The sequence below is a fragment of the Flavobacterium sp. genome (assembly GCF_039932285.1).
Lineage (GTDB): Bacteria > Bacteroidota > Bacteroidia > Flavobacteriales > Flavobacteriaceae > Flavobacterium.
Genome location: NZ_JBDTQE010000038.1, coordinates 1 through 18,387 on the forward strand (window position 1 = coordinate 1; position 18,387 = coordinate 18,387).

Annotated in this window: 18 protein-coding genes; 3 read left to right on the forward strand and 15 right to left on the reverse strand. The window is 32.6% G+C overall.

Going from position 1 to position 18,387, the window contains the following annotated elements:
* Positions 1–104: 104 nt before the first annotated feature.
* The 7 genes from ABI549_RS08415 to ABI549_RS08445 all read right to left on the reverse strand — a co-directional run bounded on the left by ABI549_RS08415 (position 105) and on the right by ABI549_RS08445 (position 5,851).
* Positions 105–1,799, reverse strand: coding sequence for a tetratricopeptide repeat protein (locus ABI549_RS08415; protein ID WP_348076014.1), 1,695 nt, complete (start codon positions 1,797–1,799; stop codon positions 105–107).
* A 15-nt stretch (positions 1,800–1,814) separates the two neighbouring features.
* Positions 1,815–2,729 (reverse strand): substrate-binding domain-containing protein, encoded by a 915-nt coding sequence (locus ABI549_RS08420; protein ID WP_348076015.1) that lies wholly within the window; start codon positions 2,727–2,729, stop codon positions 1,815–1,817.
* 2 nt (positions 2,730–2,731) lie between these two features.
* The gene (locus ABI549_RS08425; protein ID WP_348076016.1) at positions 2,732–2,956 is read right to left on the reverse strand and encodes a hypothetical protein; all 225 of its coding nucleotides are present in this window, start codon (positions 2,954–2,956) and stop codon (positions 2,732–2,734) included.
* Entirely contained in the window at positions 2,956–3,756 is an 801-nt protein-coding gene (locus ABI549_RS08430; RefSeq protein ID WP_348076017.1) for an energy transducer TonB, read from the reverse strand. The genes ABI549_RS08425 and ABI549_RS08430 overlap by 1 nt, the downstream gene beginning before the upstream one ends.
* Before the next feature lie 31 nt (positions 3,757–3,787).
* Positions 3,788–4,330: a biopolymer transporter ExbD gene (locus ABI549_RS08435; RefSeq protein WP_348076018.1), complete on the reverse strand. Its 543-nt coding sequence runs from the start codon at positions 4,328–4,330 to the stop codon at positions 3,788–3,790.
* Between the two features lie 19 nt (positions 4,331–4,349).
* Positions 4,350–4,964: a biopolymer transporter ExbD gene (locus tag ABI549_RS08440; protein ID WP_348076019.1), complete on the reverse strand. Its 615-nt coding sequence runs from the start codon at positions 4,962–4,964 to the stop codon at positions 4,350–4,352.
* A 68-nt stretch (positions 4,965–5,032) separates the two neighbouring features.
* On the reverse strand, positions 5,033–5,851 hold the full coding sequence (locus tag ABI549_RS08445; protein ID WP_348076020.1) for a MotA/TolQ/ExbB proton channel family protein: 819 nt from the start codon (positions 5,849–5,851) through the stop codon (positions 5,033–5,035).
* Between the two features lie 390 nt (positions 5,852–6,241).
* Here ABI549_RS08445 and ABI549_RS08450 point away from each other — a divergent pair, with 390 nt between their 5' ends.
* From ABI549_RS08450 to ABI549_RS08460, 3 genes are read left to right on the forward strand one after another with little or no spacing between them, the layout of a single operon-like run.
* Positions 6,242–7,747, forward strand: coding sequence for a helicase HerA-like domain-containing protein (locus tag ABI549_RS08450; RefSeq protein ID WP_348076021.1), 1,506 nt, complete (start codon positions 6,242–6,244; stop codon positions 7,745–7,747).
* Positions 7,747–7,986, forward strand: a complete 240-nt coding sequence (locus ABI549_RS08455; RefSeq protein WP_348076022.1) for a hypothetical protein — start codon at positions 7,747–7,749, stop codon at positions 7,984–7,986. The genes ABI549_RS08450 and ABI549_RS08455 overlap by 1 nt, the downstream gene beginning before the upstream one ends.
* A gap of 40 nt (positions 7,987–8,026) precedes the next feature.
* The gene (locus tag ABI549_RS08460; RefSeq protein ID WP_348076023.1) at positions 8,027–8,389 is read left to right on the forward strand and encodes a cupin domain-containing protein; all 363 of its coding nucleotides are present in this window, start codon (positions 8,027–8,029) and stop codon (positions 8,387–8,389) included.
* A gap of 13 nt (positions 8,390–8,402) precedes the next feature.
* Here the strand turns inward: ABI549_RS08460 and ABI549_RS08465 are convergent, their stop codons facing one another.
* The 8 genes from ABI549_RS08465 to ABI549_RS08500 form a co-directional block, all read right to left on the reverse strand.
* Positions 8,403–9,749: an NAD(P)/FAD-dependent oxidoreductase gene (locus ABI549_RS08465; RefSeq protein ID WP_348076024.1), complete on the reverse strand. Its 1,347-nt coding sequence runs from the start codon at positions 9,747–9,749 to the stop codon at positions 8,403–8,405.
* Positions 9,750–9,836: 87 nt separating this feature from the next.
* A complete protein-coding gene (locus tag ABI549_RS08470) occupies positions 9,837–12,221 on the reverse strand; it encodes a penicillin acylase family protein (RefSeq protein WP_348076025.1) in 2,385 nt (794 codons plus the stop codon).
* A 108-nt stretch (positions 12,222–12,329) separates the two neighbouring features.
* Positions 12,330–12,725, reverse strand: a complete 396-nt coding sequence (locus tag ABI549_RS08475) for a glycine zipper family protein (protein ID WP_348076026.1) — start codon at positions 12,723–12,725, stop codon at positions 12,330–12,332.
* Positions 12,726–12,791: 66 nt separating this feature from the next.
* A complete protein-coding gene (locus tag ABI549_RS08480) occupies positions 12,792–13,880 on the reverse strand; it encodes an agmatinase family protein (RefSeq protein ID WP_348076027.1) in 1,089 nt (362 codons plus the stop codon).
* A 65-nt stretch (positions 13,881–13,945) separates the two neighbouring features.
* On the reverse strand, positions 13,946–15,223 hold the full coding sequence (gene kynU, locus ABI549_RS08485; protein ID WP_348076028.1) for a kynureninase: 1,278 nt from the start codon (positions 15,221–15,223) through the stop codon (positions 13,946–13,948).
* A 376-nt stretch (positions 15,224–15,599) separates the two neighbouring features.
* Positions 15,600–16,649, reverse strand: a complete 1,050-nt coding sequence (gene queA, locus ABI549_RS08490) for a tRNA preQ1(34) S-adenosylmethionine ribosyltransferase-isomerase QueA (protein WP_348076029.1) — start codon at positions 16,647–16,649, stop codon at positions 15,600–15,602.
* Between the two features lie 159 nt (positions 16,650–16,808).
* Positions 16,809–18,056, reverse strand: coding sequence for a 3-phosphoshikimate 1-carboxyvinyltransferase (aroA, locus tag ABI549_RS08495; protein ID WP_348076030.1), 1,248 nt, complete (start codon positions 18,054–18,056; stop codon positions 16,809–16,811).
* 2 nt (positions 18,057–18,058) lie between these two features.
* A complete protein-coding gene (locus ABI549_RS08500) occupies positions 18,059–18,385 on the reverse strand; it encodes a nucleotide pyrophosphohydrolase (protein ID WP_011962417.1) in 327 nt (108 codons plus the stop codon).
* Between the last annotated feature and the right edge of the window lie 2 nt (positions 18,386–18,387).

Sequence of the window (18,387 nt, forward strand, 5' to 3'; positions counted from 1 at the left end):
GTTGTATGCCATAATATATATATTATATATAACAAAGCATATTTATTCATAAAAAAACCGTCTTGTTAATTATAACAAGACGGTTTCTAAAAAGTGTTTTAATATTATTTTAGTGCTTTCTGCATGTTTAACAAATCGGCATTTGTTGGCTCTATTGCTAATGCTTTTGCTAAATATTCATTTGCTTTTACTTTATCTTTCTTATAATGTAAAGCAAGATTTTGATATGCTTCTACAAATTTTGTTTTATTTGCAGGTTTTTCAAGCTCCACGTCTCCCTTTGCCGTTACTGCTTTTATGTATTCTTCGTAACTATTAGCCATTTGCTCTTGTGCAACTGGATCTTTATCCATCAAACTATTTACCCTAGCTCTATATATGTATGCATCTTGCGTTGTTGGAGAGGCTATTGAGACATTATCGAACGCCTTATCAGCTTTTTTTAACGCTACAATATCCATTTTTGCTGCATCTTTATTTGAATTTTCAAAATATAATGCATATCCTAAATAAAAATTATCATATAAATAATTTTTAGAATTTGGATTTGATATTGCTACTTCATATATCTCCGCGGCATATTTATACAATTTTAGATCAAAATATTTTTTACCAATATCGTTTAAATCATTTGCCATTGGTTTATCTAAATCTACAGCCTTACGAAGATTAGCTACAGCCGTTTGAAACAGAACATCATTTATAACTGGTTTGATATCAGCTGTTGCAGTTGCTGGTGTTGCATTTTTTAATTGAGCTAATCCTAAGTACAAGTAATCTCTACCTATAACTTTGTTTGCTGAATTTGTTGTGTAGTCTGTTAGCACTTTAATTGCATTGTCTGTATTACCATTTTCATAAGAAGCATAACCTAAATAACGTAAAATTCTTGGATTTACATTATCTAATTTTTTCATTTCATTTGCTTCTTTTTCTAAAGCAACATAATCTTTTGCAACAATTAAAAATTCTGCATGACGAAAACGTGAAGCTAAAGAATAATCTGTTAAGCTCATATATTTTTCATAATACGCTAAAGCTTTTGAAGTATATTCTGCATATTTGGCTTTGTCGTTTGTTCCCCATTGAAAATAAGTTTCTGCTAATTCTCGATATACTGGCCCAAAATTTGAATTTGTTGCGATTACACCATCAAATGCCGATTTTGCTTCTGAAAATGCTTTTGCACCTTTTAGTAAAACTCCTAATTGCATTTTTGCACGAATTAATGTTGGGTCAGCGTCAAAAGCATTACTGTATGCTTTATATGCTTCATTTTGATTTCTATCTAAATAATAAGCATCCCCTAATGCCATTTGCATTTGAGCATCATTAGGATTTATTGTTTTCGCTTTTGTAATATTTAAAATTGCATTTTTATAATCTGGATTTTCTGCATTTGTAAATGCTTTCCCAATATAAATATACTGTTCTATATCTTTCTTCTTTATATCTTTTGTCGCTTGATCAAAATTAATTTGAGCTGCTGTAGCATTTCCATTATTTAAATCTATCTGACCTAGCCCAATATAATTAAAGCTTGCTCCTTCTTTTGCTGTTAATCCTTTTTGAAAAAATATTTTTGCAGAGTCTTGTTGACTTTGTTGCAAATAAACATTTCCTAGTAAAAAATCAATTTTACCATTATCTGGTTTTGTATTCAACGCTGATTTTAAAATAGATTTTGCTTTTTCGTACTGTTCAGCATCAATAGCTTTTTTAGCTAACTCAATTTCTTGTGCGTAAGTAGAAAACCCAAATGCTACTAATGCAATACTGAAAAATTTAACTTTATTCATTTTATTTTGTATTAATTATTTCTTGTTGTTTATTTCTTTTCGGATTTTAATATTTCTATTTGGAATTCTAACTGGAACAAGTCCTGATTTTAGAATAATACGTTGTCCTATATCTCCTGCTACAAATGAAGCAAAACCCATGCCTAAACCTGCAAATGGCTGATAATTTAACATTTTTATTTCGCGAGTAAGTGGATACAAACCACTTGCTATATTATCTTGGCTAGGTTTTACAAAATTATTGCTGTTTAAACACTTAACGCTTAACACCTTAACTTCGTTTACAATCTCTTTCATTTTAGGAGTTGGCTCTGACAACCAATTTACTCCAATAACTCCAATCATCCCTTCGTTTTTTGCGACAAATTGAATTACTTCATTATTAGTTTGAAAAGAAAATATTTTCTCTTTAGGCAATACATTAATTTTTGCTAATTCTTTTATGTAACGAACTGTACTAGAGTTTGCATTATCAAAAACCAATCCTTTAAAATCTTTTTGATTTTTTCCTTGCACAAAAGTAATTACTTTCTCTAAATCGATAAGTGTATCATTGTTATTTTTATGTGAAATAAATGCAATAGCATCTATTGCTAATGGAGTAACTCTAGGCTTAATCTTTTTTATTTCGAAAATTTCTGATTCATTTTTTGTTAGTTCTCTAGACAAAATTGCTAATTGCTGTTTGTTTTTAGACAATAACTGTACAATTTCTGATTCAGATTTACCAACTAATGTAATTGATGCGTTGTACTGATTTTCGAAAACATCTACCTGATCTTCTATCACTGGAAGTAAAGTCTCATCTATAAGTATAGTCACTTTACCTTCTAGAATAGTTTCCTCCTGTTTATTTTTTGATTTCTTATCGCATGAGAATACAATAACAAAAACAAAACTTATTAAAATAAAAAAACTTGATTTTCTCATTATTATGATTTTTGAAAGAAACGAATAAATCGTAAAAAAGCATAAACAATAATTATGCCACCAAAAGCAATTCTGTAAGTATCAGACATATCCAGTCCTAAACCTTTCCAGAAAATTACTGCCAATCCAAAAACTAAGTATAGCACAAAAAACAATATTCCTATAACGAGAAGAAATCGCTCTTTTAGCGATTTCTTCTTGGTATTATTTGAATTTATAGAATCCATTATTCTGTTTTAATATCTAGCATGATAGGCAAACTATAACGTACACGTATAGTTTTACCATTTTGAACTCCTGGTTTAAATCTAGGTGCACTTTTTAGCATTCTAATTGCTTCTGCTCCTGTACCAAAACCTAAATCCCTTACTACCTTAATATCTGTTAAGCTACCATCTTTTTCGACAACAAACTCAACAAAAACACGTCCTTTAAGATCCTGTTCTACTTCCGGAGATCGGTAATTTTTTTGAACATACTGCCCAAATTTAGCCCATCCACCTGGGAATTCTGGTTGAACTTCAATACCCGCAGAACTATATACATTATTATCTATAATCTCGGCATCTTTATCCGCATTTCCAGTAGGTTGATCGATTACAATGGCAGCATCTTTATCACCTTTTTGATCTTTTGCAGCAATAGTTTTATCCTTAAGCTCCTCGATAGTTTTAATTTCTTCTACTACTTTTTCTTTCGCCACAACTTTAGGAGCAACAAATTTTACTTCGTCAATCTTTGGTTTTGGAGGCTCTGGTGGTTTTATTGGCTCAGGTAATTTCTCTTTAGGTTTATCTAAATTTACCAAAACAACTTTTTCGTCGAGTGTATTTTTTGCTTCAGAATCTGGAAGCAAATCAAGCAATAAAGGTGTACTTAAAGCGAATGCAAAAATAAATGCACCACCTAATAATGCTTTAACCGATGTTTTAGGATTCTCTTTTCGCAACTCATAAGCACCATACTTTTTATTACGACCATCGAAAACTAAATCTAACCACTGCGTTCTGAATAAATCTAATTTCATAATTTTATCATTTTTTTGGTTAAATAATAACCTATTCTTTATCTAACAAAGCAATTTCAGCTGGAGTAATATCCACAATTGCATAAGTTGGAACCTTACAAATAGCCATCTCATCAAGAATATCGACTAAATTTCTATAAGTAGATTTTTTACCTGGTTTGATTATTACAATTAATCCCCTTTTAGGATCTCCTGTTACCTCTGGTACTGATTTAACTCTAGAAAGAATATCTTTACGAATGCCTTCTTTACCATAAGAAATAGATTTAGGAGCTTCAATTGGACTTTCAATAAGACCCATATAATTTTTTAACTTATCATTTTCACCCAGGATGATAGTCATAGTTCTTCTTTCGTCAACTAAAACAGGTGGCGGTGGATTTTTAGGGTCTTTTTCAGGCATTCCTAAATCCATCGATTGTGGTTTATTCAACGAAGTCGTTAGCATAAAAAATGTAATTAACAAAAAAGCCAAATCTACCATTGCAGTTAAATCTACACGAGAATTTCCTTTTTTACTCCTTACTTTTCCACCTTTTTTGCCTCCGCCGTCGCCAGTATTTAATTCTGCCATCGTTGTTTTTTTTTAAATATTAAAAATCTTCTCCGCGCAAACCAGTCACTAAATTGAAACTGTTTATTGACTGAGCTTGTAAAATATCAATTACTTTCTTAATTTCCGGATATTCTTGTTTTGCATCTCCTTTTATTGCTACCTTCAATTCTGTTTGCGCAATATCTCGTGTCGCAATTCTTGCATTGTAAATCCAATCTTTTAACTGGTTATCCAATGAATCTTTAGGAATTCCTGGTTGCAAATTTTTCTGATTTCTTTCTGCCGCTTCTTTAGCTATTAAGCTTCTAAGTTGTGACATTGGAACACCAAAAGCATCTATCACTGAAAATCTTTTTCTTTCTTCTGGAGAAAATGCAATGCCATATTTGGCACCCATTAGCTCTAGCGTTTTTATTCTAACTTCTTTTCCAGTAACTCCAAAAAACACTTTACCACTTCCTAACGTTAACGTAGCTAAATCTTTTTCTGGCAATTTTGTTTGCACAGTAGAACTAGGTGTGTCAACTGGTAAAGGTTCTGGCTGTTTTGCAGTCGCAGTCAAGATAAAGAAAGTAAGCAGAAGAAACGCTACATCACACATGGCTGTCATGTCGATAGCAGCTACTTTTTTATTCATTTTTACTTTAGCCATATTCTTGTTTTTTTATGCAAAGGAAAAAGAGAATTTATTTTCTTTTTCCTTTGCAATAATTTTTTATATTATTTTACACTTCCTTTGAAACGTCTGTAAGTATTTACCATTGTTGAAGCTGCTTCGTCAATAGAATAAGTTAACGTATCAATTTTTGAAGTAAAGTAGTTGTAAACAACAATTGCTAATGCAGAAGTAGAAATACCTGTTGCTGTATTAATAAGTGCTTCAGAAATACCATTTGCTAATTCAGCAGAATCTGCTCCACCACCACCTGCTAATCCAGCAAATGCTTTAATCATACCTGTTACAGTTCCTAAAAGACCTGCAAGAGTTCCTAAAGATACTAATGTAGAAATAATTGTTAAGTTTTTCTCTAACATTGGCATTTCAAGAGAAGTCACTTCTTCTATTTCTTTGTGAATAGTTTCTGTAGCTTCTTCACTTGTAAAACCTTCTGCTTTTACAGCTTGGTATTTTACAAGACCTGCTTTAATTGTATTAGCAACTGATCCTTTTTGTTTGTCGCAAGCATCAATAGCTCCGTCTATATCTCCAGTAGTAATACTACCTTGTACTTTTTTCATAAATGCATCTAAATTACCTTTTCCAGCAGCTTTAGATATAACCATAAATCTTTCGATTCCAAAAACAACAACCATTAACAATAACCCCATCAAAACAGGTACAATTTGACCTCCTTTATAAACCATTGCAAGATAATTTCCTGGTAATGGTGTTCCCCCTGAAATTCCTCCAGCAAAATTTACGCCTGCACCCATTACGAACTTCCAAACTAATATTCCAACCGCAATACATGATACGATTACTATTCCTGAGAACATATCTCCTCCGTTTGAACTACTTTCTTTTTTAACGTTTGCCATTTTTTTAAAATTTAAATTTTCTTAATTGATTATAATTTCTTTTGTTATTATTAAATAGTGAAGGCAAATTTAATTTTTTAGTTCTAATAAAAAAACTTTTTTTAAACTTTCTAAATAATAGTAACAATAATAACACATTGAAAATATTTAAAAAAAAACATTAAACACAAAATGCATTCAAAAATAAACTGATTATTAACTATTTAATAAAAAATCAAGTTGTTTTATATGATAATCACAAAATCTGCAAAAAAATAATATGCTTTAGATAATTTACAGAAAAAGAATCATCTTATCAAATAACAGCAAAAATTAAGCCATTTTTATAGAAAGAAATAAGAGTTTTATTAAATGAAAAATTAATAACTTGCAGATTTATAAATATACATAATGAATACGGTAGAAAATTTTAAAACCCAAATAACAGAAGGCTACACTTGCAAAGGCGAAAGTATCATTCTTGGTGGCGCCATGCTAAACGGTGAAGCTTTAGACTTACATGTTACAATCCCATTAAAAACCTTAAACCGCCACGGATTAATTGCTGGCGCAACAGGAACTGGAAAAACAAAAACGATTCAAGTACTGTCCGAACAACTATCGCAAAAAGGAATTCCGGTTCTAATGATGGATATAAAAGGTGATTTTTCGGGCGTAGCAAAAGCAGGCGAAGAAAAACCGTTTATTACCGAAAGACATACTAAAATAAACATTCCGTTTTCTCCGAAAGCTTTTGCTGTCGAACTGTTATCTCTTTCAGAACAAAATGGTGTTCGTTTGCGTGCAACAGTTTCAGAATTTGGGCCTGTTTTATTTTCTAGAATTTTAGACTTGAATGATACGCAAGCTGGAGTAATATCAGTAATTTTTAAATATTGTGATGACAAAAAAATACCTCTTTTAGATTTGAAAGACATTAAAAAAGTCATGAATTATATTACAGAAGAAGGAAAAGACGAAATTTCTGAAGAATATGGTAAAATTTCGACTTCGACAACAGGAACCATTTTAAGAAAAATTATTGAACTCGAACAACAAGGTGCCACTACGTTTTTTGGAGAAAAATCATTTGAAATTGATGATTTAATGAGAATTGATGAAAATGGCCAAGGTTACATAAATATTGTTCGTTTAACAGACATTCAAGACAAACCCAAATTATTTTCGACATTTATGCTGAGTCTTTTGGCAGAAATATACCAACAAATGCCCGAAAAAGGAGATGTTGATCAACCTGAATTAGTTATTTTTATAGATGAGGCACATCTTATATTTAATGAAGCGAGTAAAACTTTGCTAGACCAGATAGAAACTATTATCAAGCTAATTCGTTCTAAAGGCGTTGGCGTTTATTTTATAACTCAAAACCCAATGGATATTCCCAAAGGTGTTTTGGCACAATTGGGTTTAAAAATCCAGCATGCTTTGAGAGCTTTTACAGCAAATGACCGACAAGCGATAAACCAAACTGCCGATAATTATCCGACTTCCGAATTTTATAAAACAGAAGAGTTATTAACTTCTCTCGGAATTGGAGAAGCATTGGTAACAGCGCTAAACGAAAAAGGAATTCCTACACCATTAGCTGCAACTATGATGCGCGCACCTGAAAGTAGAATGGATATTTTGACCGAAAGTGAAATTTCTGAAATTAATTCGAAATCGAAATTAGTAGAAAAATACTCAGAAGAAATAGATCGAGAAAGTGCTTATGAGATATTGACTAAAAAAATAGAAGACATATCGGGAGAAATTGCTGAAAAAGAAGAAGAAAAAAGAGCTAGTAAAGAACCAAGCACCGCAAGTGTTGTAGGCAAATCGGTATTGAAAGTAGTTACGAGTGCTAGTTTTATAAGAGGTGCTTTTAGCATTTTAATGAAGGTTCTTAAAAAGTAATGAGTTATAATGACATCATTGGTACAATTGGAGTTGGATTAATCCTAATTGCCTATTTTTTGAATATTTTCTCGTTAATAAAAAAAGACGGGAAATTATATTTTGTAATGAATATTGTTGGCGCAAGTTTGGCTTGTTATGCCTCATTACTGATTAATTATATGCCATTTATAATTCTGGAAGCAACTTGGGCGATTGTTAGTTTATTTGGAATTATAAATCTTTATAGAAAAAATTAAATCATAATTATATGAGATTCTAATGTCTCGAAATCACAAAATGAAAAAATATTTTATCCAAAAATCACCATTTGTAGTTCCTACGACAGACGGAAAACTTATTGAAGAACATCATGGAAATGCAACAACAGGAAATAAAGATATTTCAGTTGCTCACATGATTGCTCAACCAAAATGGAGCGAGCCTTTTCAAACGCCTGAATTTGAAGAATACACTTATATTATTTCAGGGAAAAAGCAATTTATTATAGATGATGAAATTATAATTTTAGAAGCTGGACAATCTATAAAAATTGAAAAAAACACACGTGTTCAATATTCAAATCCTTTTGATGAGCCTTGTGAATACATGTCTATTTGCAAACCTGCTTTTGATTTCACGAAAGTGCATCGTGAAGAGTAGTGAATTTTAAAATCTATTTGGAATTTAAAAGTTGAATGATTTTATCTTCCACTTCAGCATTATCCCAATCTTGATGAATGTTATCCATTTTTAAAACTTCTTGCATGATTTCATTTTGTCTATCGCCAATTGCTAATGCTTCGGCATAAGGTTGATGACTAAATGTTACTCGAGAATATAACGGAATCCATAATTTTGGATGTTTGTCTGAAAACCATTTTTCGATTTTCTTTTGTAGTAAGAAATTAGCATCGGCAGTTTTAGCACTCATTTCCATAAAATTTCTGTACGAAAGTTCTGCGATCGCATCTGTATTTGGTTTGCGAGAATTTTCGTAATCATTTAACAGATTTGCCCAATCATCGCCATATTTTTCCATCATTTCTTCCAAAACGGTAATATCTTCAAAACCAGCATTCATTCCGTGACCATAAAAAGGCACAATAGCATGGGCTGCATCTCCAATTAAGGCTACTTTGTCGCTATATGTCCAAGGGAAGCATTTCATTGTTACCAAGTAACTGGTTGGATTTTTAAAGAAATCTTCTACTAAATTTGGAATTACTGCTGCAGTATCTGGGAAATTTTTGGCAAAAAAGTCAACTAACTGCTCTGTCGTTTTTAAAGATTCAAAAGAGTTTTCACCATCATGTGGCATAAATAAAGTGCACGTAAAACTACCGTCTAAATTAGCTAATGCCATTAACATGAATTTACCTCGAGGCCAAATATGCAATGCATTTTTATCTAATTTATGAGAACCATCTGCATTAGCTGGAATATTTAATTCTTTGTAACCAACTTCTAGAAATTCTTGTGAATAATTGAACATGCTTTGGCGTTGCATTCTATGTCTAATTCTAGAAAAAGCACCGTCTGAACCAAAAGTTAAATCGTAATCATGTGTCGTCCATTCACCTCTTTCGGTTTCCCCAATTGAAATTGTAGCCGTTGTTAAATCTACATCCCAAACTTTTTCTTCGAAGAAAAATTCTACTCCCGCTTTTTCGGCCAAATCGACCATTTTTTTATTCAACAAACCTCTAGAAAGCGAATAAATTACTTCGCCATCTTTTCCGTAAAATTGTTCATTAACAGTTTCTAATCCCGTATGAATAGCGCGTTTTGCTACTGGAGTACCAATGCGTAAAACCTCGTCATCTAAGCCTACGTCACGTAAAGCTTTTACACCTCTATCAGACAATACTAAATTGATAGAACGTCCCGTAAAATTAATTTTTCTAATATCCGGACTTCTATCGTAAACATGAACTGTATGTCCTCTTTTTTTTAGATAAATCCCTAATAAAGTTCCTACTAATCCTGAACCTACTATTGCAATTTTTTTTTGTGTTTGCATTAATTAAAAACGAATTAAAAATTACAAATTAAAAATCAAAGTCGCTAAACATTGCTCCTAATTTTAAGACTACAAAGATGAGCCAATTTATTTAGTTTTGAAAACCAATTTAGTAGAAGTTTTTATGATTTCTTCTTTATTCAATTTCATTTTTCTAAATTTTCCTGTAGCATACATTTCTGCTTGATCATTGTAATGTTTACTCATAGGATTGCCAGATTGTCCTGTTGGCAAAATACTCCAACTGTTTTCTACATCAGAAAAATCGACAATTCTTCTTGTTGACGGCCCTGCTTTTATAGTATATTCAGCAGCATCAGAATAATCGAACATGGTATTATTTATAACTTCATTTGTGCCTGAAATATCAAAAATTCCAACATTAAAAAAAGGTTTAAACAAAGCAACACTTCCTAACGGATGCTTATATTCCACTTTATGTACTCGATTCCATGTCCATGAATTTACCTCGTTCCCTAGTTGATTATTTAAACTTAAAACTGCCTGTTGCAATGCTAACTTTAGAATGTCTTTACGAGTTTCTTTCTTATTTTTAGTCGCAATATTATCCCACCAAGGTGAATTTTCATTTTTAGTTTGAAAAGCTATACTTTGCTTCATAATATGTGTTTTCAAGAATTGTTTAAACGAAATTTCTCCCATTTCGTCTTGATAAGTATTTTTTAAATACAAATAAATCCATTTATTATAAATAGTTGGTGCAACGTCTGCTAATCCGTTTGTTCCTTTCCAATTCTTCAAGATATTAACTGCTGTTTTTTCTTGTTCTGAAAGTTTTTCACTATCTATAACTGATAACATTGTCTTTACTATTTCAATAGAAACTGGAGATGTATTATCAGTAAGCATTTTACTTACATCTTCTTTACTCCAATCACTTTTATTATCTAGTAAATTTGTGATTCTTCTGGCTCTATCTTCGGGCAAATAATATCCTGGATAATTGTAACCTTCAATCGCTTCGGGCATATTGTTTGAAGAATACACATAATTCCAACTCGGATTTATCGCCGATGGATTGTTAGAATAATCTAAAAACTGCTTTTTATCATCGATTCCATTGGTACCATTTAAAATAAAATTGGCATTTACTCCTTTTTCCAGTTTGTATAATTTTCCAGAGGTAAACCAAGCAATATTGTTTTTAGCATCGCCATACATTATATTAAGTCCCGGTGCTACGATATAAGAAACACCTTTTTGAAATTCTGCAATATCATTAGCCCGGCTTAATCCGTAAACTGCATCAAGGATTTTATTGGGTTGTTGGGTGTAAATCCAAGAAAAAGAAACCGGTTTTTGTGTTTTAAAATCAGCAATTAAATCATTAATTATTGGCCCGTGTTGTGTTTCTTTTATTTTTAAAATTACCGATGTAGAATCTTTAACTTTAATGGTTTTAGTTCTTATTTTATACTTTTCGAAACCTGTAACCGTTTTATACTGATTTTCATCTTTTGGATTATTCTCTTCTTGAAATAAATCGGCATCATCGTTTTCGAACATTGTTAATCCGTAAGCATAGTCTCGATTATGACCTAAAAGTGGAAACGGAGTTCCTGCTATATAATAGCCATACATTTCATATTCTGGACAAGAAATATGTGCTTCGTACCACGTTCCTGGTTGGGAATATTCGATGTGAGGATCGTTGCAAAAAAGTACTTTTCCTGTTTTAGTTTTCTTTGGCGAAAGCACCCAACTATTACTACCGATAAAAGGTGGGACTGGAGAATTTTCTAACAACGTTGTTATCGATTTCGAAATTTCGACATATTTTTGTGTTTGTTCTTTTGAAATTTTTAGCCTTGTTGGATTTAAGGAATAATCGATTCCTAAATCTTTCAAATACGCTTCGCCATATTGGTTGCGTATATCCGTAAGTAAAGGATCTGTTTTTTGTGCCATAGCAAAACTAAAAGCCATGTATCCAAAAGTATTGTAAACATCTTTTAAGGTAAATTTTTCTTTTTTAATACCTAAAATTGTAAACTCGATTGGTGTTTTTCCGTTTTCTAGATATTGGTTAACGCCATCTAGATACGCCATTGCCATTTGGTATGGTTTTCCGTTTTTGTCTAATTCAGCTATTGCTTTTTCCGAATTTTCATCGATCCCTAAGCCAATAAAGAATTTATCGTTTTTAAGTGCTCTAGTTCCAAATATTTCAGATAATTTTCCGGGTGCAATACGACGAATCAATTCCATTTGCCATAATCTGTCCTGCGCATGAACATACCCTAGTGTAGTCATTGCGTCTTTTTGATTTGCAGCATAAATGTGAGGCACCCCATAATCATCAAAATATACGGTAGTCTCTTTTGATATGTTTTTTATAGATAATTCTCCCTCATATTTTGGTTTTGTAGTTAACAAGTAACCATATAATGAAAGTGATATTAAAGCTATAAACGAAATAAAAACAAGTAGGATTTTTTTTAATTTTTTCATTTTGGATAAATCTATATTCAAATCTAATTAATTATTTACAGTTTTAAATAAAAAAGATGCGTTTAAATTTAAATTTAAACGCATCTTACACTGAAAAATAATAAATTATTATTTCTTACTATCGTCAATTATAGCTCCTGTTCCTGCTCCTACTCCAGCACCAGCTAATCCGCCTATAATTGCACCTGTTCCTTTTTTCTTACTGACAAGCGCTCCTGTAACAGCACCCACTCCAGCTCCAATTACAGCGCCTTTTGCTGCACCACTCCATTTTTTTCTTTTTGTGGTTGTAACTGTTTCTGTTTTGTGATTTACTACAACTACTTCTTTTTGTTTTTCAATTTTAGTCATTTCAACCTTCATCGAATCGATAACTCTTTGCTTTTCTACAACAACTTTCATCGAATCAATACTCGCTTGCTTTTCTTTTTGAACATCTAGTTTAGCTTGATTTTGACAAGAAAAAAAAATCAGAGACACTACCATTAAACCTATCGTTTTCATAACTAAAATATTTTAAATTAATATATTACAAAGTAACGCCAAAATACACCGTCAAAATTATATAATTTAATTTTTATTGAATTTTATTTTATCCCCAACATTCATCCCATTATTCTTAGCTAACATTCCGCACATATGATACAACATTCTTGCGCCTACATTGCCGTCCCAGTCATCATTTTCTCCTGGAGCCACTTCCACTAGATCGAAACCTATAATTTCTTTACCTGAATTGGCTAATTTACTTAACAAATAGGTGGCTTGCTCGAAAGAGAATCCCCCAGGAACAGGCGTTCCAGTATTAGGACAATACCACGAATACAACCCATCAATATCAAAAGAAACGGTTACTTTTTGAGGCAAAGCAGCAATGATATTGTCGCATTGTTGTTGCCATGTTTTACCTTCAAAAGTTTCTCCTTTCATATCCATATCGGTATGAACAACCACTCTATTTCCTTGGTTTTTTACAACTTCAACTTCTTGTTCACAAAAATCACGGATTCCAACTTGAACCAGTTTTGTTATTTGAGGGATTTGAAGTGCATTATACATGATAGAAGCATGCGAATATGTAAATCCTTCGTAGGCAATACGTAAATCCATGTGAGCATCAAGATGCAAAATCCCGAAATTATCGTGAATTGTTGCTAATGCTTGGTAATATCCTAATGGTGTCGAATGATCTCCGCCTAACAAGACTACTTTTTTTCCTTTTTTTATCCAATACAAAACACGTTCTTTTACTTCTGAATGTAATTCGGCACAAACTTTATTTATTTTATCTAAATCAGATTGTAAAGCAGGGAAATTTTCGATTACCTCTCCGTTTTCCAAAGCTTCAATAATCGGTTGTGCCAGACTTTTGTATTTATCAGAATCTTTGATCCAATGCTCTGGCGCTTGGTCATAATACATCCCTAATTTCCATAACTCTGGAAATTCTTGGTGTTGCAAATCAACTTGGAAAGAAGCTTCTAAAATTGCTTCTGGGCCTTCCGATGCTCCTGCACCATAACTTACGGTTACTTCCCATGGTACTGGGATAATAATAATTTCACTTTCTTCAGCTGTAAATGGTAATCCGAAAATTGTAGCGTCAGCCAATCCCGGTTGTGATGGATCGAAAGATTGTATTTTTTGTTGTTTGTTCATATTTCTATAATTGTCACGCGAATAAAATATTTTAAAAAACAGATTCACGCGGATTTTTATTGTTTTTAATTTGATCGAATTCCTTTTTTCAATATTTGTCCAAAATGATACATGTCTTCATAAGAGCAATACAAAGGAACTGGCGCTAGGCGAATTACATTGGGCTCGCGCCAGTCTGTTATCACTCCGTTTTTCATTAAATAATCGAATAGCGGACGACCTTCTCCGTGAAGAAAAACAGAAAGTTGACAAGCTCTTTCTTCTTGATTACTTGGTGTTAAAATTTCGAAATGACCTTTTACTTCTTTGTCTATTTCGTGCAGAATAAATTCTAAATAAGCTGTAATTTGGTTTCTTTTTGTGATTAATTTATCCATACCAACTTCGGCAAATATTTCTACTGAAGCCAAATAAGGTGCCAATGATAAAATAGGTAAATTGCTTATTTGCCAACCATCAGCTCCATGAACTGGGTCAAAATTGGGTTCCATTTTGAAACGCCTTTCTTTGTTGTGTCCCCACCAACCTGCAAATCTTGGCAAGCTAGCATTATTATGATGTTTTTCGTGAACAAAGCATCCCGATGCATTTCCTGGGCCTGAATTCATATATTTATAAGAACACCAAGCAGCAAAATCAATATTCCAATCGTGTAGTTCTAATTTAATATTTCCTGCAGCGTGAGCCAAATCGAAACCCACTTTTGCGCCTTGTTTGTGTCCCGCTTCGGTGATTGTTTTCATGTCAAAAACCTGTCCCGTGTAGTAATTTACGCCTCCAAATAATACCAATGCCAACTCATCTCCTACTTCTTCTATTTTTGCAAGAATATCTTCTAATCTGATATTGTGTTCTCCCTCTCTTCTTTTTATTTCGACAATGGCATCTTCTGGTTTGTAACCGTGAAAATTAACTTGAGATTGAAACATATATTGGTCAGACGGAAAGGCTTTTTCTTCACAAATAATCTTATATCTTGTTTTTGTAGGTCGATAAAAGGAAACCATAAGTAAATGAAGGTTTACCGTAAGCGTATTCATTACAGTTACTTCAGTAGGTTTTGCTCCAATAATTTTACTTAACGGGTTTGCAAACCGTTCGTGATAATCCCACCATGGTTTGTCTGCATAAAAATGCCCTTCGACAGCGAGATTTGCCCAATCGTTCATTACTTCTTCAACGTAAGTTTTGGCTGATTTAGGTTGTAATCCTAATGAATTTCCTGTAAAATATATTACATTTTTGTTATCGTGTTGCGGAAATATAAATTCATTTCTATATTCTTTTAGTTCGTCTTGCGAGTCTAGTTGTTGTGCAAATTGTAATGTATTTTGGAAAGTCATGATTTATTTATTTGTGTTGTAAAAGTAAAAAAAAGATGAGAGATTATAGACAATTGATGAGAGATTTTATAGAAACCCTAAGCATGTCATTTATTTCTTAAAATTGCTGGAATAAAAATCTGTAGCTAAAAAACTAACCGCAATAGCACGCGGATGACACGGATTTTGACGGATTATCGCCGATTTTCAAAACACAATATAAATAACTGGGTGTTATTAATCACGCTTTACCGCGTGAGGGATAGTAGCGGAAATCCTTTTTTGAGGCTTTTCGCCGATAAAAAAGATTGTAGCGGATGCCTGACCCTTTTCGGGTCAGGCTATAAAAAAACCTTTCATTACTGAAAGGTTTTATGTAAAAAAGTCTTCGAAATTATTATATAATTAACATCGCATCTCCGTAAGAATAGAATTTGTATCCTTCCTTGATCGCTTGTGCGTAAGCTTCTTTCATTAAATCATGGCCACAAAATGCTGATATCATCATCATTAATGTCGATTTTGGTGTGTGAAAATTTGTTATCATACAAGTTGCTAAACTAAAATCATGGGGTGGGAAAATAAATTTATTTGTCCAACCATCATAAGGGTTTAGTGTTCTTGCCGAAGATACCGAACTTTCTATCGCTCGCATTGAAGTGGTTCCTACAGCACAAATTCTGTTTTTTCTTACTTTTGCAGCATTTACAATATCGCAAGCTTCTTGTGTGATTTTTAGTTCTTCAGAATCCATTTTGTGCTTAGATAAATCTTCAACCTCAACTGGGTTAAAAGTTCCTAAACCTACGTGAAGTGTTACTTCAGCAAACTGAACTCCTTTTATTTCTAAACGTTTCATTAAGTGCTTAGAGAAATGCAAACCAGCTGTTGGTGCAGCTACTGCTCCTTCTTCTTTTGCATAAATTGTTTGGTAACGCTCTGCATCTTCTGGTGTTACTTCTCTATTGATATATTTTGGAATTGGCGTTTCTCCTAGTTCTGTTAGTTTTGCACGAAATTCTTCGTATGAACCATCATATAGGAAACGCAATGTTCTTCCTCGTGAAGTTGTATTGTCTATTACTTCAGCCACTAATGAGTCGTCATCGCCAAAATATAATTTGTTTCCGATACGAATTTTGCGAGCTGGATCTACTAAAACATCCCAAAGACGTTGCTCTGCATTTAGTTCTCTTAATAAGAAAACTTCGATTCTTGCTCCTGTTTTTTCTTTGTTTCCGTATAAACGTGCTGGAAAAACTTTAGTGTTATTTAAAACTAAAACATCTCCTTCGTCGAAATATTCTAAAACGTCTTTGAACATTTTGTGTTCGATGGTTCCTTTTTGTCTATCAACAACCATTAAACGTGATTCATCACGATTTTCGGCAGGATATTCGGCTAATAATTCGGCTGGCAAATTGAATTGGAAATGAGATAATTTCATAGTAAAATTTTAGAGTTCTGGATTTAGATTTTAGATTTTTTGAAGTCTAAACCTAAATCGTGTGCAAATATACGATTGTGAGATAGGCGTTGTCAAGTGTTTTGGTGTTTATTTTCATAAAAGGTTCTGAGGCACTAAGTTTCTGAGGTTCTAAGGGTTTTATATCTCATTAATTTGAAAACCTATACTTTGTAAATCGTTCCAAAAAGCAGGATAGGATTTAGATACTACTTCTGAATTTTCAATTAAAATGGATGTTTTTAGGGCTAATGGTGCAAACGCCATTGCCATACGATGGTCCTGGTAGGTTTTTATATTTATATTCTCTTTAATCTCCGAAGATTGATCTAGCGTTAAAGAATCATTGGTAACAGAAATTTTTGCGCCTAATTTTGTTAATTCGATTTTTAAAGCTTCTAATCTGTCGGTTTCTTTTATTTTTAAAGTATGTAATCCTGTAAGATAACAACCTGTTCCTAGTCCGAAGCAAGTTACCGCAATGGTCTGAGCGATATCTGGCGAATCATTAAGTTGAAAGTCGAAAGTCGAAAGTCGAAAGTCGTTTGCTTTAGAAATAGTAATAGAATTATCATTTTTATAAAGCGTTTTTACACCGAAGTTTTTATAAATTTCTTCTAAAACTGAGTCGCCTTGCAAACTATTTTGTTTGTAGCTTGATAAAGTAATTTGTGTTCCTATTTCTGACAAAGCTACGATTGAATAAAAATAAGAAGCAGAACTCCAATCGGATTCAATCGATAATTGACAATTAATAATTGATAATTTAGGCTTTACTTTAACAATATTATTTTCAAAAGAGGTTTCGATACCAATCTCATCTAGCAAAGCCAAAGTCATTTTTATATATGGAATTGAGGTGATTTCCCCAACCAAAGTCAGTTCTAATCCGTTTTCGAGTTTTGGAGCGATTAATAAAAGTGCCGAAATATATTGACTGCTTACATTTGCTGGGAGCGATACTTTATTTTGTGTGATTTTTTTTCCTGCAATTTTTATAGGTGGAAAACCTTCCTTTTCTTCGTATGAAATTGTTGCTCCGAGTTGTTGCAAAGCTTCGACTAGAATTTTTATTGGTCGTTCTTTCATTCTCGAAGAACCAGTTAAGACAACTTCTTTACTTTCTTGCATTGCAAAATAAGCAGTAAGAAATCGCATGGTGGTTCCTGCGTGATGAACATCGATTAATTGATGATTGATAATTGATAATTGGTGGTTATTTAAGGCTTTCAACATCACGTCAGAATCATCGGAATTAGAAATGTTTTCTAATGTAATGTTTGGATATAATGCTTGCAACAACAACAATCTATTAGTTTCCGATTTAGAACCTGAAATTTTGATTGACGATTGTTGATTAACGATTGTTGATTGCAGGAGTAAATTCACAATTATTTCAGTTTTTCGTTGTTATGATGACGGTCATGATCGCGATTTGTTTTTAGGTCTAATTTCTTGTCGAAAGCGGCTTGCAAATCGATTCCGGTTTGGTTGGCTAGACACAGCACTACAAAAACAACATCAGCTAACTCTTCGCCTAAATCTTTGTTTTTGTCAGATTCTTTTTCGGATTGTTCGCCATAACGACGGGCAATAATACGAGCAACCTCCCCTACTTCTTCTGTAAGTTGTGCCATATTAGTTAGTTCATTAAAATAACGAACACCGTGATTTTTTATCCAATTATCTACTTCGAGTTGGGCGTTTTTTAGATTCATAA